The sequence below is a fragment of the Lysobacter sp. A289 genome (genome assembly GCF_054072675.1).
On record NZ_JBSVRN010000001.1, the window covers coordinates 676,258 to 699,422 of the forward strand.

General features: G+C 65.4%; 17 protein-coding genes. 7 read left to right on the forward strand and 10 right to left on the reverse strand.

The window, feature by feature from the left end:
• Nucleotides 1–127: 127 nt before the first annotated feature.
• Nucleotides 128–985, forward strand: a complete 858-nt coding sequence (locus tag ACW5DN_RS03180; protein WP_456961309.1) for a PA4780 family RIO1-like protein kinase — start codon at nucleotides 128–130, stop codon at nucleotides 983–985.
• A gap of 26 nt (nucleotides 986–1,011) precedes the next feature.
• On the opposite strand, the gene ACW5DN_RS03185 is transcribed toward ACW5DN_RS03180, so the two are convergent.
• The 3 genes from ACW5DN_RS03185 to ACW5DN_RS03195 all read right to left on the reverse strand — a co-directional run bounded on the left by ACW5DN_RS03185 (nucleotide 1,012) and on the right by ACW5DN_RS03195 (nucleotide 3,367).
• The gene (locus ACW5DN_RS03185) at nucleotides 1,012–2,220 is read right to left on the reverse strand and encodes an NAD(P)/FAD-dependent oxidoreductase (protein ID WP_456961310.1); all 1,209 of its coding nucleotides are present in this window, start codon (nucleotides 2,218–2,220) and stop codon (nucleotides 1,012–1,014) included.
• Nucleotides 2,221–2,239: 19 nt separating this feature from the next.
• Nucleotides 2,240–2,785, reverse strand: a complete 546-nt coding sequence (locus ACW5DN_RS03190; protein WP_456961311.1) for a YaeQ family protein — start codon at nucleotides 2,783–2,785, stop codon at nucleotides 2,240–2,242.
• 69 nt (nucleotides 2,786–2,854) lie between these two features.
• Nucleotides 2,855–3,367, reverse strand: coding sequence for a DUF4142 domain-containing protein (locus ACW5DN_RS03195; RefSeq protein ID WP_456961312.1), 513 nt, complete (start codon nucleotides 3,365–3,367; stop codon nucleotides 2,855–2,857).
• Nucleotides 3,368–3,577: 210 nt separating this feature from the next.
• Between ACW5DN_RS03195 and ACW5DN_RS03200 the strand changes: the two genes are divergently transcribed.
• On the forward strand, nucleotides 3,578–4,492 hold the full coding sequence (locus tag ACW5DN_RS03200; RefSeq protein WP_456961313.1) for an RluA family pseudouridine synthase: 915 nt from the start codon (nucleotides 3,578–3,580) through the stop codon (nucleotides 4,490–4,492).
• On the opposite strand, the gene ACW5DN_RS03205 is transcribed toward ACW5DN_RS03200, so the two are convergent.
• Both ACW5DN_RS03205 and ACW5DN_RS03210 read right to left on the reverse strand, forming a co-directional pair.
• On the reverse strand, nucleotides 4,479–6,656 hold the full coding sequence (locus ACW5DN_RS03205) for a DEAD/DEAH box helicase (RefSeq protein WP_456961314.1): 2,178 nt from the start codon (nucleotides 6,654–6,656) through the stop codon (nucleotides 4,479–4,481). The two genes, ACW5DN_RS03200 and ACW5DN_RS03205, sit on opposite strands and share 14 nt — an antisense overlap.
• Nucleotides 6,657–6,821: 165 nt before the next feature.
• Nucleotides 6,822–7,004 (reverse strand): hypothetical protein, encoded by a 183-nt coding sequence (locus tag ACW5DN_RS03210; RefSeq protein WP_456961315.1) that lies wholly within the window; start codon nucleotides 7,002–7,004, stop codon nucleotides 6,822–6,824.
• Between the two features lie 127 nt (nucleotides 7,005–7,131).
• Here ACW5DN_RS03210 and ACW5DN_RS03215 point away from each other — a divergent pair, with 127 nt between their 5' ends.
• The 5 genes from ACW5DN_RS03215 to uvrA all read left to right on the forward strand — a co-directional run bounded on the left by ACW5DN_RS03215 (nucleotide 7,132) and on the right by uvrA (nucleotide 15,780).
• The gene (locus tag ACW5DN_RS03215; protein ID WP_456961317.1) at nucleotides 7,132–7,812 is read left to right on the forward strand and encodes a glutathione S-transferase; all 681 of its coding nucleotides are present in this window, start codon (nucleotides 7,132–7,134) and stop codon (nucleotides 7,810–7,812) included.
• Nucleotides 7,813–7,836: 24 nt separating this feature from the next.
• Entirely contained in the window at nucleotides 7,837–9,396 is a 1,560-nt protein-coding gene (locus tag ACW5DN_RS03220) for a protein adenylyltransferase SelO (RefSeq protein ID WP_456961318.1), read from the forward strand.
• A gap of 350 nt (nucleotides 9,397–9,746) precedes the next feature.
• On the forward strand, nucleotides 9,747–11,630 hold the full coding sequence (locus tag ACW5DN_RS03225; protein ID WP_456961319.1) for an ATP-binding cassette domain-containing protein: 1,884 nt from the start codon (nucleotides 9,747–9,749) through the stop codon (nucleotides 11,628–11,630).
• Between the two features lie 84 nt (nucleotides 11,631–11,714).
• Nucleotides 11,715–13,217: a 2OG-Fe(II) oxygenase gene (locus tag ACW5DN_RS03230; RefSeq protein WP_456961320.1), complete on the forward strand. Its 1,503-nt coding sequence runs from the start codon at nucleotides 11,715–11,717 to the stop codon at nucleotides 13,215–13,217.
• Between the two features lie 10 nt (nucleotides 13,218–13,227).
• A complete protein-coding gene (gene uvrA, locus ACW5DN_RS03235) occupies nucleotides 13,228–15,780 on the forward strand; it encodes an excinuclease ABC subunit UvrA (RefSeq protein WP_456962942.1) in 2,553 nt (850 codons plus the stop codon).
• A gap of 113 nt (nucleotides 15,781–15,893) precedes the next feature.
• Here the strand turns inward: uvrA and ACW5DN_RS03240 are convergent, their stop codons facing one another.
• Genes ACW5DN_RS03240 through ACW5DN_RS03260 form a run of 5 tightly spaced genes read right to left on the reverse strand, consistent with a single transcriptional unit; the run spans nucleotide 15,894 to nucleotide 23,161 of the window.
• Complete coding sequence (locus tag ACW5DN_RS03240; RefSeq protein WP_456961321.1) at nucleotides 15,894–16,958, reverse strand: lipid A deacylase LpxR family protein; 1,065 nt, start codon at nucleotides 16,956–16,958, stop codon at nucleotides 15,894–15,896.
• A gap of 9 nt (nucleotides 16,959–16,967) precedes the next feature.
• A complete protein-coding gene (locus ACW5DN_RS03245; RefSeq protein ID WP_456961322.1) occupies nucleotides 16,968–17,918 on the reverse strand; it encodes an aldo/keto reductase in 951 nt (316 codons plus the stop codon).
• A 54-nt stretch (nucleotides 17,919–17,972) separates the two neighbouring features.
• Nucleotides 17,973–18,611 (reverse strand): TetR/AcrR family transcriptional regulator, encoded by a 639-nt coding sequence (locus ACW5DN_RS03250; RefSeq protein ID WP_456961323.1) that lies wholly within the window; start codon nucleotides 18,609–18,611, stop codon nucleotides 17,973–17,975.
• Entirely contained in the window at nucleotides 18,595–20,019 is a 1,425-nt protein-coding gene (locus tag ACW5DN_RS03255; protein ID WP_456961324.1) for an efflux transporter outer membrane subunit, read from the reverse strand. Before ACW5DN_RS03255 ends, ACW5DN_RS03250 begins: the two co-directional genes overlap by 17 nt.
• Nucleotides 20,012–23,161, reverse strand: a complete 3,150-nt coding sequence (locus ACW5DN_RS03260) for an efflux RND transporter permease subunit (protein ID WP_456961325.1) — start codon at nucleotides 23,159–23,161, stop codon at nucleotides 20,012–20,014. Before ACW5DN_RS03260 ends, ACW5DN_RS03255 begins: the two co-directional genes overlap by 8 nt.
• Nucleotides 23,162–23,165 lie beyond the last annotated feature (4 nt).

The window sequence follows — 23,165 nt, forward strand, 5'->3', positions numbered from 1 at the left end:
AGCGGAACCCGGAGCCTAGCCGATCTGCTGGGCGTGCGGCCGCGACCGGGGTCGGTTTGGGGCGGCGGTTAAACCGGAGGGGAAAATCGCCCATACTGCTTGGTCCTCCGAAGGCCGAACGTCAATAATGAAGACTCCCGCCGGCTTGCAGCCGTTGATCGATGAAGGTGTGATCGACGAGGTGCTGCGCCCGCTCAAGAGTGGCAAGGAAGCATCGGTCTACGTGGTCCGGTCCGGCCACGAGATCCTGTGCGCCAAGGTCTACAAGGACATGGCGCAGCGCAGTTTCCAGCAACGCGTGCAGTATCAGGAGGGCCGCAAGGTCCGCGGCAGCCGGCAGGCGCGCGCGATCGGCAAGGCGACCAAGTTCGGCCGCAAGGAACAGGAGGCCGCCTGGAAGAATACCGAGGTCGATGCGCTGTACCGGCTGGTCGACGCCGGGGTGCGGGTCCCGCACCCGAAAGGCTATTTCAACGGCGTGCTGGTGATGGAACTGGTAACCGATGCCGACGGCCATTCGGCAGCGCGGCTGGGCGAGGTCGAGCTGGCGCCGGACCAGGCGCGCGGTTTCCACCGGTACCTGGTCCGCCAGGTCGTGAAGATGCTGTGCATCGACCTGATCCACGGCGACCTGTCCGAGTACAACGTCCTGGTCGGCCCGGAAGGCCCGGTGCTGATCGATTTCCCGCAGGTGGTCAGCGCTTCGGGCAACAATGCCGCCCGCCAGATGCTGCAGCGCGACGTCAACAACCTCACTTTGTGCCTGGGCAAGATCGCCCCCGAATTGCTGTCTACCCACTACGCGGAAGAAATGTGGGCCTTGTACGAGAAAGGCAAATTGCGGCCCGACAGCGAGCTCACCGGCGAGTTTGAATTCGACGAGTCCACCGCCGACCTGGACAGCGTGCAACTGGCGATCCGCGATGCCCGCGAAGAGGCTTTGATCCGCCAGCAGGGACGCGAAGCCGCCGCCGAGGCCGACTGACCGTCGGCCCTGAATCTTGGCCGTGGTTAGACCGCGCTGCCCGCCGCGTGACCCGAGGCCCAGGCCCACTGGAAGTTGTAGCCTCCCAGCCAGCCGGTGACGTCGAGCACCTCGCCGACAAAGTACAGCCCCGCGACATGCCGGGACTGCATCGTGCTGGAAGAGACCCCGTCGGTATCCACGCCGCCGAGGGTCACCTCGGCGGTGCGGTAGCCTTCGGTGCCGCTGGCAACCAACGGCCATCGCTCCAGTAGCGATGCGACCTCGCGCAGCTGCGGCAGGTTGAACTGCTTCATCGGTCGCGCCGGTTGCAGGTGCGCCAGCCAGATCTCGCACAGCCGCTGGGCGAATCGTTTGGGCAGCAAATCACCCAGCACGGTCTTGAGTTCGGCCGCCGGGCGCTCGGCCTGCAGCTGCTGCAAGGTTGCCAGTGCGTCGCGCCCGGGCAGCAGATCCAGCTGGAGCTCGTCGCTTGGCTGCCAGTAGGACGAGATCTGCAGGATCGATGGCCCGCTGATGCCGCGGTGGGTGACCAGCATGAAGTTGTTGAAGTCCTGCCCGTTGCAACTGGCGGTAACCGGCAGCGCGACGCCGCTGAGGTCGGCCAGGCGTTCCTGGTGCTTGCCGCTGAGGGTCAGCGGCACCAAGCCGGCGCGGGTGGGAAGGACGGCGTGGCCAAACTGCCGCGCCAATTCGTAACCGAAGCCGCTGGCGCCCATGCTCGGGATCGACAGGCCTCCGCAAGCGACCACCAGTGCCGGTGCGGCGAATGTCCCGCGAGCGGTGTGCAGCCGGAACGTGGCTTCCTCGGACACGCCATCCCCGCCACGCACCACGCGGTCAATACCGCATGAGGTCTCGATCCGCACCCCAGCGTTGCTGCACTCGTCCAGCAGCATCTTCACGATCAGCTTGGACGACACGTCGCAAAACAGTTGACCGAGCTCCTTCTCGTGGTACGCGATGCCGTGGTGCTCGACCATCTCGATGAAATGCCACGGCGTGTAGCGGGCGAGGGCGGACTTGCAGAAATGTGGGTTGCCCGACAGGAAATTGTCGGCGGTGGTGCCGGTATTGGTGAAGTTGCAGCGGCCGCCGCCGGACATCAGGATCTTCTTGCCGACCCGGTTGGCATGTTCGATAACCAGCACTCGCCGGCCGCGCCGGCCGGCAGTGATCGCGCACATCAGCCCGGCGGCACCGCCACCGATGACCAGGACGTCGTAGTGCTCCATCGCGTCGCGCGCTCCCGGCTTAGCGCGGCGCCATCCGCACCGTGGGCCGCAACGACGTGCTGCCGCGCTCGCCCATCAGTTGCAGCTCACCATCCTGGATCAGCACGTTCAGGCGCATGCCACGCTCGCCGATTGCCGGCAATGCGTCCACCACCTCGGCCGGGATGTCGATCACGGTGAGGTTCTTCAAGCGCGTCAGCGAGCTGGCGGTCTTGTCCCACCAGATATCCGACGCGCGTCCGCCGTAGTTGACCACGACCACTTGCTGGGCCCGTCCGCAGGCTTTCTTGATCCGCGATTCGTCGGGATGGCCTAGGTCGATCCACAACTCGATCTCGCCGGTATAGCTGCGCCGCGACAAACCCGGCTCCTCCTCGTCGCTGAGGCCGCGTCCAAACTCCAGCCGTTCGTCGGCATGCAGCGCAAAGGCGAGCACCCGCACCATCAGCCGCTCGTCGGTCTCGGACGGATGTTGGGCGAGGGTGAGGTTGTGGGTGGCGTAGTAATTGCGATCCATGTCGCTGATCTGCAATTCGGCCTTTACGACGGTGGATTTGAGCGCCATGGGGACATGGACTGCCTGACGAAGGGGATCGCCATTCTAGGCGCTGCAGGCGCCGTCGGGACAACCGCCTCAGCCGTCGCCCTGCAATTGCTGCGCGTGTTCGCGATGCGCGGCGACGATATCGCGCGTCGCCTGCAGGTGCTCCCGGATTGCACCTTCGGCCATGGTCTCCAGGTGCTCATCAATCAATGCCAGCGCATCGGTGTGGCTGTCCACCATCGCCGCAAGGTAGGCGGCCGCGTACTGCTCGCCCTCCAGCGTGCCCAGTTGCGTCAACGTTTGTTCGGTTTCCCCACGGTAGGTTTTCAAGGGCTCCGAATCGGTGATGTCCACGCCCGAGGAGTCTGCCAAGGCCCGTGTCTGGCTGAGGTTGCGACGATGCTCGATATGCATTGCATCGGCGTATGCGCCGACCTCGTCATCGACCTGCTTTTCAATGGCCTGGGATGCGGCCGTAATTTCGTACTGGTCGATCGCGATGAGCCAGGCCAATGTCTCACCGGGCGTGGCGGCCGTTTGCGGCGTGGCGGTGTCGGTAGTGCTCGCCGTGGACGAGCGTGGATTATCGGTATCGGATTGCATGCATCCTGATGTTGCAACTGCGAGGGCTGCGGCAATGGCGAAGGAAAGCTTCCTGGGCATGGTCGTACCTCCAACGGTTGTCGAACCGCGCCAGATGCGCGGAGATGACTCACCTGCGACCCTGAATCTAGATGAACCGGCAGCACGCGGCGTGAAGGCCACGCGAAGATCCTGCCGCTGCCGGTTGTGGTCGCCGGCTAAGCTGAGCGGATGAAGACGGCACCATTCAATGCTGATGGCGTGGCAGCCAGCCGGCTGCAATTGACCGCCGGCCCCTGGCCGACGGTACTGGACGCGCTGTGCGCCAGGTTCCCGGCCATTGGTCGGGACGCATGGTTGCAGCGCTTTCAGCGCGGCTTGGTGCTGGATGCTGACGGGACACCGCTGATGGCCGCTGCCAGGCATCGCACGGGAGCGGTGATCCAATACTTCCGGGAAGTGGTTGATGAGCCACGCATCCCGTTCCAGGAGACCATCGTCCATCTCGATGAGCATATCCTGGTCGCTGACAAGCCCCATTTCCTGCCGGTCACGCCGGCCGGTAGATTCGTCGCAGAGACCCTGCTGGCACGGCTGATGCAGCGCACGGGGATAAGGGATCTGGTGCCGTTGCACCGCATTGACCGCGCGACGGCTGGCCTGGTGCTGCTGTCGACCAATCCCGGGAGCCGCGGCACCTACCAGGCGCTGTTTCGGGAGCGCCGGATCAACAAACGCTACCAGGCACTGGCGCCGCCACTGCCGGACACGGCGTTCCCGTTGCGCAGGCGCAGTTGCCTGGCCACGGGTGATCCGTTCTTCCGGATGGCTGAAATCGAGGGCGAACCCAATAGCGAAAGCCGTATCGAGGTAATCGCACAGTCGGCGACGTCATGGCGCTACGAATTGGAGCCGGTCACCGGCAAGAAGCATCAGTTGCGCGTGCACATGGCCGCACTGGGTGCCCCCATCACCAACGATGGCCTCTACCCGGTACTGCGTGACTACGCGGCAGATGACTACTCGCGCCCACTGAAATTGCTGGCCAGATCGCTGGCTTTCGTCGATCCGCTGACCGGGCGCCAGCGGAGCTTTGAAAGCCAGCGGACATTGTCAGAGGCTGGCGCGCCGGTCAGCGCGGCTTGAATGGCTTGCGTGGCGCGAAGCCGGCAGGTTTTCCATCCCTGGGACCGGACGACCGGCCCGCGGGCCCCGAGTGTGGCTTTCCGGGATGCGGCTTTCCGGCATGCGGCGGTCGCGGTCCGCGTGGGCCCGGGGCGCGCGCGGCGACGTTGGCACGCGGGCCACTGCGACCGCCTCCGGCGTCGCCAGCGTCGGCATGGCGGATGCGCAATGGCTGGCCAGCGACGTAGACGCGCTTGAGGTGCTCCATCAGTTCGTGCGGCATGCCCTGGGGCAGATCGACCAGGCTGTAGTCGTCGCGGATGTCGATACGGCCGATGTAACGGCTTTCCAGGTCCGCTTCATTGGCAATCGCGCCAACGATGTTGCCCGGTTGCACGCCGTGATCGTGACCGACCTCGATGCGGAAGGTTTCCATGCCGATGTCTTCCGTACGCGGTGCGTTGCGTTCCGGCGGACGGCGCTCGGTGTTGCGCGGCTCCGGGCGCGGCTCTGGGCGTGAGCCGGCGCGATGCGGCGGCGCGGCGTTCTCCGAGAACATGGCCTCCGCGGCGTTGATCGACGGGTTGCGATCGGGGAGCGGAGCGCTGGAACGCGGACTGTGGCTGGACGCTGCCGGCGGGTTGCCGAAGTCGCGTGGTTCGCGGGGCTCACGAGCCGGTGGCGCCACGTGGCGCTCGTCGAAGCTGCGCGGGGCGGCATCGCGATCCGTGCGTTGCTGACGCGGCGGGCGCGGCGGCTGGCCCCGATGGCCAACATCGCGGGGACTGGCTCCGCGCGGATCCGGGCGCGGCTCATACTTCGCGCGCGGCGGCGGCGGGGCCAGCAGCAGAGGATGGTCACCCTGGAACAGCTTGGCCAGGGCCGCAGCGATCTCCACCGCAGGCACATTCTGCTCACGTTCGTAGCGCTCGATCAGCTCGCGGAACATCCCCAGGTCATTGTCGGCCAGGGTGTCGGTGATGCGGTCGAGAAATTTGGAGACGCGCTGCTCGTTGACCGTCTCGATGGTCGGCAATTCCATCTGCTCGATCGGTTGCCGGGTGGCTCGCTCGATCGAGCGCAGCATGCCGCGCTCGCGCGGGGCGACGAACAGGATCGCCTCACCCTTGCGCCCCGCGCGACCGGTGCGGCCGATGCGGTGGACATAGCTTTCAGTGTCGTAGGGAATGTCGTAGTTCAGCACGTGGCTGATCCGCTCCACGTCCAGGCCACGCGCGGCGACGTCGGTGGCGACCAGCACGTCGATCTTGCCGTCCTTGAGATTCTGGATGGTCCGTTCGCGCTGCTGCTGTTGCACATCACCATTGATGGCCGCGGCGGAAATCCCGCGTGCGGCAAGTTTGGAAGCCAGCTCATCGGTACCCAGCTTGGTGCGGGCAAACACGATCATGGCGTCGAACGGCTCGGCTTCCAGTATCCGGGTCAGTGCGTCGAGCTTCTGGACACCGCTGACAGCCCAGTACCGCTGCCGGATGTTGGCGGCGGTGCTGGTCTTGTTCTTGATCGCGATCTCGACCGGGTCTTTCAGGTAGGTCTGGGCGATGCGCTTGATCTGCGATGGCATCGTGGCCGAGAACAGCGCGACCTGGCGCGTTTCCGGGGTCTTCTTCAGGACCGTCTCGACGTCGTCGATGAAGCCCATGCGCAGCATCTCGTCGGCTTCGTCCAGGACCAGGCAACGCAGTTCGGACAAGTCCAGCGACCCACGCTCCAGGTGGTCAATCACCCGCCCTGGCGTGCCCACGATCACCTGCACGCCGCGCTTGAGCGCCTGCAACTGCGGGTAATAACTCTGGCCACCGTAAATAGGCAGCACGTTGAATTTGCGCAGGTGGACGGAATAGGTCTGGAACGCCTCGGCGACCTGGATGGCCAGCTCGCGCGTGGGTGTCAGCACCAGCGCCTGGGGCTTGAACTGGTTTGGATCGATACGGGCCAGGATCGGCAGCGCAAACGCCGCGGTCTTGCCGGTACCGGTCTGGGCCTGACCAATCACGTCCCGGCCGGCCATCAGGGGCGGAATGGTCGCGGCCTGGATGGGGGAAGGTGACTCGTAGCCCAGGTCCGCGATCCCGCGCAACAGCGCGTCCGACAGGCCCAGATCGGTGAAGTTCGGTGAAGTTGAGGTTGGAGTGTCGGGGGAAGCGGGCGTTTCGGCGCTCATCGCAATTCTCGGCAGCGCCGGCAAGGCCGGTCGGGTAGACCGCCTAGTTTAGCGCTCACCGGCAGTGTGCGTGTGACTTTCGCGATCAGCTGCTCCCGCCCGGTTATGAGGCGGTCACCCGGTTTCCGCATATTCGACCCGCGGCAACGCGGTCAGCCCGCTGGTTCAGCCCTGAGCAGGGGTGTGGCTGGTGCCGGTCGGGGTGCTGGTCGGGGTGACGGCTGCGTCGCCGCCGGTATCGGTCGTATCGGTTTTTGCGGGTTGCTTGCGGGCCAGCTTTTCTTCTTTCTTCTTCTTTTTCGCGATCTCGCGCTGCCGCTTCTCAAACGAATAATTCGGCTTTGCCATGGGCATCTCCTTGCGGGTGAATGCGACCAGTCTAGGGCATGCAGCTTTTTCGTGGCGGCGGCGGTCACCGCCAGTCGCGGCCAGTGTGTTTACGATGGGGTGTTTCCTGGCTTTCCGAGTGACATCCATGATTACCGTTCATCATCTCGACAATTCGCGTTCACAACGCGTGCCATGGCTGCTGGAGGAACTGGGCCTGCGCTACGAGCTGGTGCGCTACCAGCGCGACCCGAAGACACTGCTTGCGCCGCCGGAACTGCGCCAGATCCACCCACTGGGCAAGTCACCGGTGCTGGAAGAAGACGGTCTGGTGGTGGCCGAGTCCGGCGCGATCATTGACTACCTGATAGAACAACACGACCAGGCCCATCGGCTATCGCCCGCGCCGGGGCCGGCGGATGATCCGGAGCAGCTTCGGTACCGCTATTGGCTGCATTACGCAGAAGGATCGGCGATGCCGCCGTTGCTGCTCAGTCTGGTGTTCTCGCGGCTGAAGCAGGCACCGATGCCGTTCTTCGCCAAACCGGTCGCGCGCGCCATTGCCGAAACGACCCTGAAGGCGTTCGTACGCCCGCAGATCAAGCTGCACATGGACTACATCGATGCCGAGCTGGCCAAACAACCGTGGTTTGCCGGGGAGCGCTTTACCGCCGCCGACATCCAGATGAGCATCCCGATCGAACTGGCCACGGCGCGTTCCGGTGGAACCGTGTGGCCCAACCTGCAGCGTTTCCTGGACCAGATCCACGCACGACCCGCCTACCAGCAGGCATTGGAGCGTAGTGGTGGACTCGAGCCGGTCCGATGAGCGCGATGCGGTGAGCGCCCTGCCATGCTGAAGCTTGAATTTGACAACGTATTCCTGCGCGAGATGCCCGGTGACCCCGAGTCCGGCTCGCGGGTACGGTCGGTCGAGAACGCGTTGTGGTCGTCGGTCGAGCCGACCCCGGTGGTCGCGCCGCGGCTGCTCGCCCACTCGGCTGAAATGGCCGCAACTCTTGGCTTCACCGGACAAGACGTCGCGTCGCCGCAGTTTGCGCGGATCTTTGCCGGCAACGAGCTGTTGCCAGGCATGCAGCCTTTCGCGTCCAACTACGGTGGTCATCAATTCGGCCATTGGGCCGGGCAGTTGGGCGATGGTCGGGCGATCAGCCTGGGCGAGGTGGTCACCGCGACTGGCGAGCGCTGGGAGCTGCAACTCAAGGGCGCCGGCCCGACCCCATACTCGCGCAACGCCGATGGTCGCGCGGTGTTGCGCTCATCGGTGCGGGAGTTCCTGTGCAGCGAAGCGATGCACCACCTGGGAGTGCCGACCACGCGGGCGTTGAGCCTGGTCGCCACCGGCGAGGCCGTTGTCCGCGACATGTTCTACGACGGCCACCCCGCGCCGGAGCCCGGCGCGATCGTGTGCCGGGCAGCGCCATCATTGCTGCGCTTCGGGAACTTCGAGTTGCCTGCCTCGCGGGGGGACATCGATTTGTTGCGGCAACTGGTCGACTTCTGCATCCGCCGCGACTTCCCGCATCTGGAGGGCGAGGGCGAAGCGCTGTACGGCGCCTGGTTCAGGGAAATCTGTGAACGTACCGCAGTGATGATCGGCCACTGGATGCGGGTCGGCTTCGTGCATGGCGTGATGAACACCGACAACATGTCGGTCCTGGGGCTGACCATCGACTACGGCCCGTATGGCTGGATCGACAATTTCGATCCGGATTGGACCCCCAACACCACCGATGCCCAACGCAAACGCTACCGATTTGGCCAGCAACCGGCCGTGGCGTACTGGAACCTGGGCCGGTTTGCCAGCGCGCTGGCGCCATTGTTCGACGGGGTGGAGGCGTTGCAGGAGGGTTTGCAGGCCTATGCAGATACCTGGAACGCCACGAGCCGCGACAACACCGCACGCAAACTGGGCCTGGAAGAGTGTCGCGATCAGGATGTGGCGCTGATGGAAGCGTTGCAGGAGCTCCTGCATGAGGCCGAAGTCGACATGACGATGTTCTTCCGGGAGTTGATCGACTTCAAACCGGACGCGCCTTCACCGGAGCGGTTTGCGGAGTCTTTCTACGACCCCGCCAAGCGTGCAGCCGCGATGCCGGCGCTCGAGGACTGGCTGGTGCGCTACGCACGACGCCTTGGCGAAGATGCGCTGGAGCCACTGCAACGACAGGCCCGGATGCGTGCTGCCAACCCGCGTTACGTGTTGCGCAACTATCTGGCCCAGCAGGCGATTGACCGCGCGACGGGCGGCGACATGGGCGCAGTGGAGGAATTGCTGGAGGTCATGCGTCGCCCGTATGACGACCAGCCCGGCCGCGAGGCATTTGCGGCCAAGCGACCTGACTGGGCCCGCGACAAGGCCGGGTGCTCGATGCTGTCATGTAGCTCGTGAGCGCGCGGACCGCAGGTTCACAGGCGTGGAGCGAGGCAGGCTCCCTCCAGTCGGAGGGCCCTGTCAGGCTCGGTTCATCGAAGCGCCCGCGAATGCCGGGATCAACATTGCCGCTCAAGTCGGCGCGAACGCCTTGCCAGCCTTCTTGTCGCGTTTTTCAGCCTTCTTTTCCTTCATGGTCTTGGCCGGTTTCTTTTTCTCGCTTTTTTTCTGGTCCATGCCCTTGCTCATGCCGTTCTCCTGGGTGCTGCAGTTGGGTCGACGCGGACGTTGGACGCCGCACACTGCAGTATGCACTTTGCCCGGCCGGAAACGTCCTCCCGGCAGCGCCAGCCAAGTAGAATGGGCGGATGTCATTGATCACCCTGAATAGCGTCGACTACAGCGTCGGCGGCCCGCTCCTGCTCGAGAACGTCGAGTTGTCCATTGAATCCGGCGAGCGCATCGCCCTGATCGGTCGCAACGGCGCCGGCAAGTCGACCTTGCTGCGCCTGCTGTCGGGCACGATCCATCCCGACGACGGCGAGATTCGCCGTGAGAGCGGCCGCCGGATTGCCCGGCTCGAGCAGGAGGTTCCCAAGGACGCGACCGGCAGCGTGTTCGACGTGGTCGCAGAAGGGATGGGCGAGTTGGGCACCTGGTTGGCCGAATACCACCGCATCAGCCATGCCGACGTGTTCGACGGTGACGCCCTGGCTGACGTGCAGACCAAGATCGAGACCGCCAACGGCTGGGGCGCCGACCAACGGGTAGTGGAGACGCTGAACCGTCTCGGCCTGGATGGCGATGCGGCCTTTACCGGCCTGTCAGGTGGCATGAAGCGTCGGGTCCTGCTGGCGCGCGCGCTGGTCTCCGCACCCGACCTGCTGTTGCTGGACGAGCCCACCAACCACCTGGACATCGAGGCGATCGACTGGTTGGAGGAATTCCTCAAGTCGTCGTGGAAGGGTGCGTTGGTATTCGTGACCCATGACCGGCGGTTCCTGCGGGCATTGGCGACCCGGATCGTGGAAATCGACCGCGGCCAGGTCACCAGTTGGCCAGGCGACTGGGCCAACTACGAGCGCCGCCGCGAGGAGCGATTGAATGCGGAAGCGCAGGAGAACGCGCGCTTCGACAAGATGCTGGCGCAGGAGGAGATCTGGATCCGCCAGGGCATCAAGGCCCGGCGCGTACGTGATGAAGGCCGCGTTCGCCGCCTCAAGGCGATGCGCAACGAACGCATGGAGCGCCGCAACCACGTCGGTAACGTTCGCATGGACCTGGCCCAGGCCGAGTCCTCCGGCAAGAAGGTCGTGGAGGCCAAGCACGTCTCGTTCGACTTTGGCGGCAAGCCGCTGATGCGCGATGTGTCCACCACGATTTTCCGTGGCGACCGGATCGGCCTGATCGGTCCCAACGGCAGCGGCAAGACCACCTTGCTCAAGGTGTTGCTGGGTGAGTTGCCGCCTCGCGAAGGCGAGGTGCGGACCGGAAGCAACCTGCAAATCGCCTATTTCGACCAATACCGCGCGACCTTGCGCGAGGATTGGAGCGCGCTGGAGAACGTGTCGGAGGGGCGTGAGTTCGTTGAGGTCGGCGGCAAGCAGAAGCACGTCATCGGTTACCTGCAGGATTTCCTGTTCACCCCCGAGCGGGCCCGCGCGCCGATCACCCGGCTGTCGGGAGGCGAGCGCAACCGGCTGCTGCTGGCCAAGTTGTTCGCCCAGCCGTCCAACCTGCTGGTGATGGATGAGCCGACCAACGACCTCGATGTGGAGACCCTGGAGTTGCTGGAAGAACTGTTGGGTGACTACCCGGGCACCTTGCTGCTGGTCAGCCATGACCGGGACTTCCTCGACAACGTGGTGACCTCCACCCTGGTCATGGAAGGCGACGGACGCGTGGGTGAATACATCGGCGGCTACAGTGACTGGTTGCGCCAGCGGCGGGTCGAGTTCACCGCGCCGGCGTCGGCCCGCTCGGCCTCGATGCCGGTGTCGCCGGTCGCTGCCGCAGTCACTACGCCATCGGCGCCCAAACGCAAGCTCAGTTACAAGGATGCGCGCGAACTGGAACAGTTGCCGGCGCTGATCGAAAGCCTCGAGGCCCGGCTGGCCGAACTTACCGCGCAGATGAACGAGCCCGCGTTCTACCAGCGCGACAGCACCGCGATCAACGCCCACAACGCGACCATCGCCAGTACCCAGGTCGAACTGGAAACTGCGTACGCGCGCTGGGGCGAGCTGGAGTAGGCCGGTTGACGCAGGCGCCCCAGCGCTCGCGCTGACAAGGTTTTTTCCACGTGCGATGCTGGGCTGTCACCATCCACGAGACCCATGAAGATGCAGACTCCCGACCGCGAAACTATGGAACAGGCCGCGCGCGATGGCGACGACGGCGCGCGGATCGAGTTGGGCAATCGCCTGTTGAGCGAACACCCGTATGGCGCCGCCGAACACGAGCGCGGCCTGGGCCTGCTCAAGCAAGCGGCGCAAGGCCCGCGGGGCCAGCAGGCGCAGTGGTTCCTCGGTGCCTATTTCACCCAGGTGCCGGTGCGGCCGGACGCGCAGGTGCACGCGGCGCACTGGCTTGGGCAGGCCGCGAGCGCCGGTTTCGCGCCGGCGATCGACCGCCTTGCCGACCTCCATCTGCAGGGTGCGGGCGTCGAGCGATCGCCCCGGCGCGCGCTGGAACTGCAACGCCGCTTGGCCGATCACGGTTTCCAGCGGGCGGCATGGGAAGCCGGCTACCTGATGTCGCAGGGTGTTGGCGATGCCACCGAGACGACTGCGACGGTTGCGTTCGCCCGGGCTTGCGCCCTCGGCTACCCGCCCGCGTATTACTCGTTGGGCCTGCGTTTCGTGCTCGGCGTCGGAGTGGCGCGCGATGGCGCGTTTGGCCGGGCGCTGCTGCACCGCGCCGCCGATGGCGGTTTTCCTGATGCACGTGAAGCTGCGGACGAACTCGCCCCCGCGGCTGAATTCGGTGCCGAAGCATCGCAATGGCAGGCTCGCCTGAAGGCCAACCTCGACAGTGCGCCGCTGGAGCGGTTGGTGCCGGGCCGGTCACCGGTGGGGCAGGATTCGAACCCGGTAGTTCAGGTGCTGGAGGCGCATTTCGCCGGGGTTGGTCATCCGGCACTTCGCATCGACGACCACGGCCGTCTCGACTGCGTGGCTGGCGGAGAGACCGCTTTGCAGACGCAGTTGCCCCGATGGGAATGGCTGGCCGAGCGCCCGAAGGTCGGCATCAGTCGCGCTTTCGCGTCCCGCGAGGAATGTGCGCATCTGATTCACAAGATGGCCCAATCATTGAAGCAGGCCAGCGAGTACCGCCGCAGCAGCAGCGCCAACGACGATGCCGAGGTGCTGTACTTCAGCGGGCGCGGCCAGTCGGTCGGAGCGATGCAGGCCGACTCGGTGGTGCGCTGGCTCGAACACCGCATCGCGACGATGACTGACTGGCAGCTCGACGCGCTGGAACCCTGCTCGGTGATCCGCTACCAGCCGGGCGAGGAGTACCGCCCGCATGTCGATTACTTCTCGCCCGGGCAAATCGAAATCAACCGTGCCGAGGGCAGGGACTTCGGTGGCCAGCGCATCGCCACGTTCCTGTTGTACCTGCGAGTGCCCGAACAAGGCGGCGAAACGTTTTACGAGCATGCGGGGATCACGGTGAAGGGCGCGCCGGGCATGGGCGTGCTGCACTACAACGTGACCCCCGATGGCAGCGCCGACGAACAGTCGCTGCACACCGGCAAGCCGGTGCGACAGGGTGAGAAATGGCTGTGGCGTTCGACCCTGCGCGAGCGCTGCCTGTACCGGGCGCCGCAGCGTTGAGTTGGACGAGCTGAGTATCCCTGCGCCCCCCAGCCATTGCGTCCGTGACCGCAGCGGCTTCGTCCAGGTGCGTGGCGCGCGTGAGCACAACCTGCAGGATGTCGACGTCGACATCCCGCGGGATGCGCTGGTGGTCTTCACCGGGGTGTCCGGTTCGGGCAAGTCATCGCTGGCGTTCGGCACACTGTATGCGGAGGCGCAACGTCGTTACCTGGACTCGGTGGCGCCGTATGCGCGCCGGTTGATCGACCAGGCCGGAATACCCGAGGTCGATTCGATCGAAGGGTTGCCGCCGGCGGTCGCGCTGCAACAGCAGCGTGGCTCGCCCAGCACGCGTTCATCGGTTGGCAGCGTCACCACGTTGTCGAACGCGTTGCGCATGTTGTATTCACGCGCCGGCCGCTATCCGCCGGGGCAGCCGATCATCTACGCCGACGGCTTCTCGCCCAACACGCCGCAGGGCGCCTGCCCGCAATGCCACGGCCTGGGCAGCGTGCACGAGGTCACCGAGCGGTCGATGGTGCCCGATGACTCGCTGAGCATCCGCGAACGTGCGGTGGCCGCCTGGCCGCCGGCCTGGCACGGGCAGAACCAGCGCGACATCCTGGTCACGTTGGGCTACGACATCGAAGTTCCCTGGCGCGAGCTGCCGCAGGCGCAACGCGACTGGATCCTGTTCACCGACGAGCAGCCGGTGGTGCCGGTCTACCGCGACCTGACGCCGGCGCAGACGCGCGCGGCGCTCGATCGCGGCGACAACCCCAGCTACAAGGGCACGTTCTCCAGCGCGCAGCGCTATGTACTGCACACCTTCGCGCACACCCAGAGCGCGATGATCAAGAAGCGCGTCGCGCAATACATGGTCAGCACCACCTGCCCGCTGTGCGAAGGCAAGCGGTTGCGGCGCGAGGCGCTGTCGGTGACCTTCGGCGGGCTGGATATCGGCGAGTTGTCACGGCTGCCATTGAAACAACTGGCCCGATTGCTGCAGCCGGTCGCGGAGGGTACCCCGGTCGATGTGCAGCAGGCCAAGGCGCACCCCGAGCAGGCGGTGGTGGCCCAGCGCATCGCGCACGACCTGCTGGCGCGGATCGGGATCATCGTCGAGCTCGGACTGGGCTACCTGACGCTCGAGCGCACCACGCCGACCCTGTCGCCGGGCGAGTTGCAGCGGCTGCGGCTGGCGACCCAGATCCGTTCCAACCTGTTCGGCGTGGTCTACGTCCTCGATGAGCCGTCCGCCGGCCTGCATCCGGCCGATACCCAGGCGCTGCTGGCGGCGCTGGAGCAGCTGAAGAACGCGGGCAACTCGCTGTTCGTAGTCGAGCACGAGACCGATGTCATCCGCCGTGCGGACTGGCTGGTCGATATCGGCCCGGCGGCGGGCGAGCACGGCGGCCGCGTGCTGTACAGCGGGCTGCCGGATGGGCTGTCGGGCGTCGCCGACTCGCAGACCGCGCGCTACCTGTTCGACCGTGCGGCTGTGCCTGTGCGGGTACCGCGTACGCCGACGGGCTGGTTGCGGCTGGAGGGCGTCAGCCGCAACAACCTGGACGGGGTCGGCGTCGGATTCCCTCTGGGCGTGTTCACGACCGTCACCGGCGTGTCCGGCTCGGGGAAATCCAGCTTGGTCAGCCAGGCACTGGTCGAACTGCTGTCCGGGCACCTTGGCCAGTCGGTGCGCGCCGACGCGGACGATGCCGAGCAGCTCGAGCCGGCGCCCGTCACCAGTGGCGGTCGCATCACCGAAGGCCTCGACCAGATCAAGCGTCTGGTCACCGTTGACCAGAAACCGATCGGTCGTACCCCGCGCTCGAACCTGGCCACGTACACCGGCCTGTTCGACCATGTGCGCAAGCTGTTTGCGGCGACACCCCAGGCGCGCGAGCGCGGCTACGATGCTGGCCGCTTTTCGTTCAATGTTGCCAAGGGCCGCTGCGACACCTGCGAGGGCGAGGGCTTCGTCAGCGTCGAATTGCTGTTCATGCCAAGCGTCTACGCGCCTTGCCCCAGTTGCCATGGTGCCCGTTACAACGCCCAGACGCTGGAGGTCAGCTACCGCGGCCGCAACATCGCCGAGGTGCTGGCGTTGACCGTGGATGCCGCCGCCGACTTCTTTGCCGGCGACCCGCCGGTAGTGCGGCCGCTGAAGGTGCTGCGCGAGGTCGGTCTGGGCTATCTGCGTCTGGGCCAGCCGGCCACGGAGCTGTCGGGCGGCGAAGCGCAGCGGATCAAGCTGGCCAGTGAACTGCAACGTGCGCACCGGCGAGGCACGCTCTACCTGCTGGACGAGCCGACCACGGGCCTGCATCCGGCCGACGTGGACGTGCTGATGCGGCAATTGGACGGGCTGGTCGAGGCGGGCAATACCGTCATCGTGGTCGAGCACGACATGCGCGTGGCTGCGGCCAGCGACTGGATCATCGACATCGGTCCTGGCGGCGGTGACGAGGGCGGCAAGGTGGTGGTGCAAGGCACGCCGCAGGAGGTCTGCCAATCGCGACAGGGCCGGACTGCGCCCTTCCTGGCCGCGTGTTGCGGTTTGAGCCGGGTTACGGCTTGAGCAGCAGCGGTACGATCTCCCGCAACGCCGTTGCCAGAAGCGCGCGTATAGCGCCTACACGCTGCTGGGGCAGTGGCCGCTGCGGCAGGCTTGAGCGCGCCGGCTTCCGGTGCTCAAAACGCCCGACTGATGGTGAAGCTCCCATACGCAGGACGGTTGCGCTGACCCTCGAACTCCCGGGTACGGAAGTAGCGGGCGAAAGCGAACTTGGTGCGGCCATACGTCATGGCGACGCCGATCGCGGCTTCGGCGACCAGTGGCTCCTTGTCGACGCTGTGGCTGCTGCGGAACGTGTTGCCATCAAGGGTCAGGTCGCGCAGCACCCACCGCGCATCGGTGGCAAGGAACGCATGCCAGGACCAGCCCCGTACCATCCTTTGATCAATGGTCGGCGAGGTGTTGTTGCCTGCCGGCCGCACCGGGCTGGAGCCGAAATCGTCCGGCAGCCTGTGGCCGAGCCGCAACTCGACCCCGGCGTTCGCATGGGTGTGTAGATTGCCGATCGCTCCGCCCCAGTGCGAAATTGCATCCCATTCCAGGTAGCCATCGCCGATCGTAACCGCCGGCTGTCGGCGTGACCGTTCGTGGACAAGGTTCAGCACCGGCTCGTTGTGCAGTTGGTGTTCCCAACCGTGGAACTTGTCCCCGCTGACGATGTCGTGGATCAGGTCCTGGGTGCGCTCGGCCAGCGAAGCGGGACCGACCATGCCCACCAGCAGCTGCGTGGTGCGTAGTTCGTGTTCCTTGCGGGCGTTGTAGCCGAAGCCCACCAGCAGCGCGCCCGCGTATGGCCGGTCGTCCTCGATCAGATCCGTCCGTGTGTGGTCCCCGGGGGTGAATATCCCTTGGGCGACAGTGACAACCATATTCTGCTGGTCGAAGCCCTCGGGCTGGATGCGCTGCAGGTATCCGTTCAACCAGCGCGCCGGCGCCGGCAGGCACGGGTCGTCGACATAATCCTTGAGATTGGGCGAGACCATGGTCAGCAGTACGCCACTGGTGTAACCCTCGTCCCGGTTCGCGAACAGATCGTTGTCCACCCGCAAGCTGACGACCGGCGGGTAGGCGGCCAGGGTGGAGTCCTCGGGGCAGACGGCCTGCGCGGCGGCAAGGCCAGGCAACACCGCGCCGAGCGCCAGCACGCACCAGTGGCGCAGGAGGCATCGCTTGGCCGCCACGGGGCGACTTTACGCGCTGGCGCTATCGAGCAGGGCGGTGTCGGTCGCCGGGAGCGCCAGTTGGGTTGCGCGAACCAGACTGTCGAGCTGCTCGATTGTGGTAGCGCTGGCGATCGGTGCGGTGACGCCTTCACGCGCGATCAGCCAAGCCAAAGCGACTTCGGCCGGCGTCGCGTCGTGGTTTGCCGCCACCGTGTCCAGTGCCTGCAGGATCTTCAGGCCACGCGCGTCGAGATACCGGGCAATGCCCTGGCCACGCACGCTTTTGCCCAGATCGTCGCTGGAGCGGTACTTGCCCGACAAGAAGCCCGAGGCGAGGCTGTAGTACGTGATCACGCCCTGGCCTTCGGCGATGCAAAGATCGCGCAGTCCGGCCTCGTAGCCGGCGCGGTCGTAGAGGTTGTACTCGGGCTGCTGAACCTCGTAGCGTGGCAGGTTCTTTTCCGATGCCACCGCGAGAGCCTCGCGAAGCTGTGCCGCATCGAGGTTGGAGGCGCCGATGGCCCGCACCTTGCCCTGGGCGATGAGCTGCTCGTAGGCGCGCAGGGTTTCCTCCACCGCCGTATCCGGATCCGGTTGATGGCTCAGGTAGAGGTCGATGCGGTCGGTCTGCAGCCGGCGCAGCGAGTCTTCGGCAGCCGTAATGATCCATTTCGCCGACAGGCCCTTGCGGTCGGGGGCCATCTGCGAGCCGACCTTGGTGATGATGACGGTCTTCTCGCGCCGGGCGGGGGCTGCCTTGAGCCAGTTGCCGATGATGGTCTCTGACTCGCCGCCCTGATTGCCGGGCACCCAGGTGGAGTACACGTCGGCGGTGTCTATGGCGTTCAGGCCGGCATCGATGAAGCGGTCGAGCAGGGTGAAGGCGGTCGGCTGATCCACCGTCCAGCCGAATACGTTGCCGCCGAATACCAGCGGTGCGATCTGCAGGCCGCTACGGCCAAGGGGACGCTTGTTCATGGAGATTCCTTTTGCGTGTTTCTGCGGATGGCCAGGCCCGCGGATCGATCCCGGTTAGGGGCTGAGCAGCAGCGGCACGAAATCCTGCAAGGCCTTAGCCAACAGTGCCCGGTCCAGTTTGGGCTCGCGGGTCTCGCGCACTTTCAGCCCTTCAAACAGCAACTGCAGCATCAGGGCGCGGGACGGGGCCAGATCGGCTGACAACCCGAGCCCGCCGTTTTCGGGGCTGTCGCTCAGCCACTCCGTCATTACCTTGCGCAATACGGTGTCGAAACCGTCCAGCGCGGCGGCGATGGAGGGATCACGGGTGGCCTCGGCAGACATCTCCAGCAGCAGCGCCGGGCTCATGCCGCGCGGACCCCTGCGGCAGGTGGTGCCGAAACTGCCGATCATCTCGGCAGTCATGTCGACTTGGCGGTTGAGCTGGACGTCGTGCAAAAACAGCTCGAGCTGGTGCTGCACGATCGCCAGGATGATTTCGTTCTTGCTCGCGAAATAACGGTAGATCAGCCCGGCGCTCATGCCGGCGGTCTCGGCGATGTTGGCCATGCTGGCGCCGTGGAAGCCGTGCTCGATGAAGCACTTCTGCGCCGCAGCCAGGATCCGTTCGCGCTGGGCTTCGACGCGGGCTTCGCCCTTCGCCGTGACCAGTGCCTCCTCGCTCATGGCCAGGGGGTCAGGGGTTTTGCTCATACCACCCGCCGCCGAGCACCTTGTATAGCGTGATCCGGTTGGCCTGCTCGGACAACAGGGTCGCCACCAGGGATTGGCGGGCTGCATACAACGTCCGCTGGGCATCGAGCAGGATCAGGTAGCTGTCCCGTCCGGCGTCATAACGGGCCTGGGAGAGTTCGTGCGCACGGGTCGCCGCCTCCAGCAGGGCCTCCTGTGCAAGCCGCTGGTCCGCCAGAGTCGTGCTCAGTGCCAGCGCATCGGCGACTTCACGGAAGCCGACCTGGATCGATTTTTCATATTGGGCCAGTGCGATATCACGGTCCGCGGTGGCCATGCCCAGGTTGGCGCGCAGGCGGCCACCCTGGAAGATCGGCAGGTTGATCCGCGGCACGAAGCTCCAGATGCTGGTGCCACCATCGAACAAGCCAGACAACTCGGTGCTGGTGGAGCCAATGCTGCCGGTCAGGCTGATCGACGGAAAGAACGCCGCGCGGGCAGCGCCGATGTTGGCATTCGCGGAAAGTAACTGGTGTTCGGCGGCCATGATGTCGGGCCGGCGCAACAACACTTCCGAGGGCAGGCCGGCGGGCAGGGCATCCAGCCCGCTCACCTGCGGCTGGAACGCGTCGGGCAGAAATTCCGTACCGATGGGGTTGCCCACCAGCAAGGTCAGCGCATTGGTGTCCTGCGCCACTTGGCCGGCGAACCGGGCCACGTCGGAGCGCGCGGTTTCGACCACCGTACGGGCCTGGTTGACCTCCAGTGCGGACAAGGCGCCGAGCTCATGACGCTGTTGGGTCAGTTTGTATGAAGCTTGGTGGCTTGCCAGCGTCGCTTCTGAGATTTGCAACAGTTCGCGGTCGGCCGAGAGGGCGAGGTAGGTGTTGGCGACCTGCGCGATCAGTGCCAGCTGGGCGCTGCGACGGGCTTCCTCGGTGGCGAAGTACTGCTGCAATGCGGCGTGACTGAGGTTGCGCACGCGTCCGAACAGATCGAGTTCGAACTCGGCGATTCCCAGGTTGGCGGAGTAGGTCTCGCTGGTCGTTACATCGCCGCCGATCCGCTCCATTTGTCCGGTCACGCCGAGCGATGGCATCCGATCGGCCCGCTGGATCCGGTACTGGGAGCGGGCGCGCTCCACGTTGAGCATCGCCACCCGCAGGTCGCGGTTGTTCTCCAGCGACAGAGCGATCAGCTGCTCCAGCGCGGGATCGACGAAGAAGTTGCGCCAGCCAATATCGGCAACCGGGAGCGTAGTGGAGGCTCCGGTCACCGGCGTTGGTGAGCTTGTCGAGGTGGTCGGCGGCAACGGCCAGTCGGCGGCAATCGCCGGTGCCGCCTCAGGTACCCGGGGCTCGAGCATGGCGCAACCGGAGACGAACAGGCTCGTCGCCAGCGCCAAGGCGGTGATCAGTGGCTTATGCATGGTTGTCGTCTCCGGCGAGAGCGGCAGCGGCGGGTTTGCGCAGGTCGCGGTTGAACAGCAGTTCGACCACCAGGAAGAACAGGGGAACGAAGAACAGGCCCAGTATCACGCCGACGATCATGCCGCCGAGCACACCGGTACCGATCGCATTCTGTGCGCCCGAGCCCGCACCGTTGGCGAGGGCCAGCGGCAGCACGCCCATGCCGAACGCCAGCGAGGTCATCAGGATCGGCCGCAGACGGTCGCGCACAGCCTGCATGGTGGCTTGCACCAGTTCCATGCCTTCGGCCATGTAGTCCTTGGCGAAGGTGATGATCATGATCGCGTTTTTGCTGGTCAGTCCCACCGTGGTCAACATCGCCACCTGGAAGTAGACGTCGCGTTCCATGCCACTCAACGAGGCCGCCAGCACGGTGCCCAGGATCCCCAGTGGCGCCACCATCAGCACTGCGGTCGGGATCGTCCAGCTCTCATACAACGCAGCCAGGCACAGGAATACGATCAGCAGCGACAGCGTGTAGAGCAATGGCGTCTGCGCACCGGCCTCGCGTTCCTGATAGGACAAGCCGGTCCATTCGATGGCGAACCCTTCCGGCAGTTGCGCGGCGAGCGTCTCGATGGTGTCCATGGCCTCGCCCGAGCTTTCCCCTGGCGCGGCCTCACCCTGGATCTGGACCGCGGACACGCCGTTGTAGCGTTCCAGACGCGGCGAACCATACGCCCACCGCGAGGTGCCGAAGGCGGAGAACGGCACCATCTCGCCGGCGTTGTTGCGCACCGACCACTGGTTGAAGTCCTCGGGCACCATGCGGAATGGCGCATCGGCCTGCAACATCACGCGCTTGACGCGGCCACGGTCGATGAAGTCATCGATGTACTGGCCGCCCCAGGCCGCCGACAAGGTGGAGTTGATGTTGGCGGTCGACAGGCCCAGCGCGCTGGCTTTTTCCTGGTCGATATCCAGTCGCAACTGCGGCGAGTCCTCCTGGCCGTTCGGACGTACGTTGACCAGCACCGGACTCTGGGCGGCCGCGCCCAGCAACTGGTTGCGCGCCGCGATCAGTGCATCGTGCCCTTGCGCGGCGTTGTCCTTGAGGTAGAAGGTGAAACCGGCGGCCGTGCCCAGCTCGGGGATGGCCGGCGGGGCGAAGGCGAACGCGAATGCGTCCTGGATGCCGGCAAGCCCGACCATCGCGCGGCCGGCAATCGCGGTGGCACTGGCGTCGTCGCTGGTGCGCTCGCCCCAGTCCTTCAACTTGACGAAGGCCATGCCGTTGTTCTGGCCGGTGCCGCCGAAGCTGAAGCCCTGCACGCTGAACACCGATTCGACGTTGTCCTTCTCGTCCTCCAGGAAGTAGTTCTCCAGCTTCTCCATGGACTCCATCGTCCGCTCCTGGGTCGCTCCCACCGGGGCCAGGATCTGGGCGAACAGGATGCCCTGATCCTCCTGCGGGAGGAACGAGCTGGGCAGGCGCACGAACAGCAGGCCCATCACCACGACCAGGGCCAGGAAGATCGCCAGGAAACGCTTGGAGCGGCCCATGATGCCGTATACGCCGCGCCGGTACTTCTTGCTGCTGTTGTCGAAGTGGCGGTTGAACCAGCCGAAGAAGCCGGTGGTCTTGCCGTGCTCGCCCTTCTTGATGGGCTTGAGCATGGTGGCGCACAGCGCCGGGGTCAGCACGATGGCGATGAGCACCGACAACCCGATCGCCGACACGATCGTGGCGGAGAATTGTCGGTAGATGATGCCGGTCGACCCGGACATGAAGGCCATCGGCACGAATACGGCAGACAGCACCAGGCCGATGCCGACCAGCGCGCCGGTAATCTGGGTCATCGATTTGCGCGTCGCCTCCAGTGGCGACAGGCCTTCCTCGGACATCAGCCGCTCGACGTTCTCGACCACCACGATGGCGTCATCAACCAGTAATCCGATTGCCAGCACCATCGCGAACATGGTCAGCATGTTCACCGAGAAGCCCAATGCCGCCAGGATGCCGAAGGTGCCCAGCAGGACTACCGGCACCGCGATGGTGGGAATCAATGTCGCGCGGAAATTCTGCAGGAACAGATACATCACCAGGAACACCAACACGATCGCTTCCAGCAAGGTGATGATGACGCCCTTGATCGCCACCTTCACAAACGGCGTGGTGTCGAACGGAACGACTGCCTTCAGGCCTGGCGGGAAGAACGGCGTCAACTCATCCAGTGTCGCCTTGACGCCTGCGGCTGCATCGAGGGCGTTGGCGCCGGTGGCCAGCGAAATGGCCACGCCGGTTGCGTTCTGGCCGTTGTAGCGGGAGATGAACTCGTAGTTCTCCGAGCCCATCTCCACCCGTGCGACGTCGCCCAGCTTGAGCACCGAGCCGTCGGCATTACTGCGCACTACGATGTCGCGGAACTGCTCCGGCGTCTGCAGCCGATCCTGTGCGGTGATGGTGGCGTTGATCTGCTGGCCTTCAACCGCGGGAGCGCCACCCAGCGAGCCGACCGCGACCTGCGCGTTCTGCGCCTGCACCGCGGCGGTGATGTCGGCGGGAGTGAGGTGGTAGGTGTCGAGCTTGTTGGGATCCAGCCAGATTCGCATCGCGTACTTGGAACCGAACACCTGGATGTCGCCCACGCCGGGTACCCGGCTGAGTGGATCGACCATGGTGGCGCCGACGTAATCGGAGATGTCGTCCTTGGACATGCTGCCGTCCTCGGACACGAAGCCGATCACCTGCAGGAAACCACTGGACGACTTGCTGACGTTCACGCCCTGGCGTTGCACTTCCTGCGGCAGCAACGGCATGGCCGACTGCAGCTTGTTCTGCACCTGCACCTGGGCGGTGTCGGGGTCGGTGCCGTTCTCGAACGTCAGGGTGATCGAGGCGCGGCCGCTGGCTTCACTGGTGGATGAGAAATACAACAGACCGTCCAGGCCCTTCATGTTTTGCTCGATGATCTGCACCACCGAGTCCTCGACCACCTTCGCCGAGGCGCCGGGGTAGGTCGCGCCAATGGATACCGTGGGCGGCGCGATGGTCGGGTACTGGGAGATCGGCAGGGTGAAGATCGCCAGTCCGCCGGCCAGCATGATGATGATCGCGATGACCCATGCAAAGATGGGGCGATCGATAAAGAAATGTGCCATGAAG

Bases quoted from the DNA above. Each gene is read 5' to 3' on its own strand.
- ACW5DN_RS03180 (WP_456961309.1), top strand. From the start codon at position 128: ATGAAGACTCCCGCCGGCTTGCAGCCGTTGATCGATGAAGGTGTGATC.
- ACW5DN_RS03185 (WP_456961310.1), bottom strand. From the start codon at position 2,220: ATGGAGCACTACGACGTCCTGGTCATCGGTGGCGGTGCCGCCGGGCTG.
- ACW5DN_RS03190 (WP_456961311.1), bottom strand. From the start codon at position 2,785: ATGGCGCTCAAATCCACCGTCGTAAAGGCCGAATTGCAGATCAGCGAC.
- ACW5DN_RS03195 (WP_456961312.1), bottom strand. From the start codon at position 3,367: ATGCAATCCGATACCGATAATCCACGCTCGTCCACGGCGAGCACTACC.
- ACW5DN_RS03200 (WP_456961313.1), top strand. From the start codon at position 3,578: ATGAAGACGGCACCATTCAATGCTGATGGCGTGGCAGCCAGCCGGCTG.
- ACW5DN_RS03205 (WP_456961314.1), bottom strand. From the start codon at position 6,656: ATGAGCGCCGAAACGCCCGCTTCCCCCGACACTCCAACCTCAACTTCA.
- ACW5DN_RS03210 (WP_456961315.1), bottom strand. From the start codon at position 7,004: ATGGCAAAGCCGAATTATTCGTTTGAGAAGCGGCAGCGCGAGATCGCG.
- ACW5DN_RS03215 (WP_456961317.1), top strand. From the start codon at position 7,132: ATGATTACCGTTCATCATCTCGACAATTCGCGTTCACAACGCGTGCCA.
- ACW5DN_RS03220 (WP_456961318.1), top strand. From the start codon at position 7,837: ATGCTGAAGCTTGAATTTGACAACGTATTCCTGCGCGAGATGCCCGGT.
- ACW5DN_RS03225 (WP_456961319.1), top strand. From the start codon at position 9,747: ATGTCATTGATCACCCTGAATAGCGTCGACTACAGCGTCGGCGGCCCG.
- ACW5DN_RS03230 (WP_456961320.1), top strand. From the start codon at position 11,715: ATGAAGATGCAGACTCCCGACCGCGAAACTATGGAACAGGCCGCGCGC.
- ACW5DN_RS03245 (WP_456961322.1), bottom strand. From the start codon at position 17,918: ATGAACAAGCGTCCCCTTGGCCGTAGCGGCCTGCAGATCGCACCGCTG.
- ACW5DN_RS03250 (WP_456961323.1), bottom strand. From the start codon at position 18,611: ATGAGCAAAACCCCTGACCCCCTGGCCATGAGCGAGGAGGCACTGGTC.
- ACW5DN_RS03255 (WP_456961324.1), bottom strand. From the start codon at position 20,019: ATGCATAAGCCACTGATCACCGCCTTGGCGCTGGCGACGAGCCTGTTC.
- ACW5DN_RS03260 (WP_456961325.1), bottom strand. From the start codon at position 23,161: ATGGCACATTTCTTTATCGATCGCCCCATCTTTGCATGGGTCATCGCG.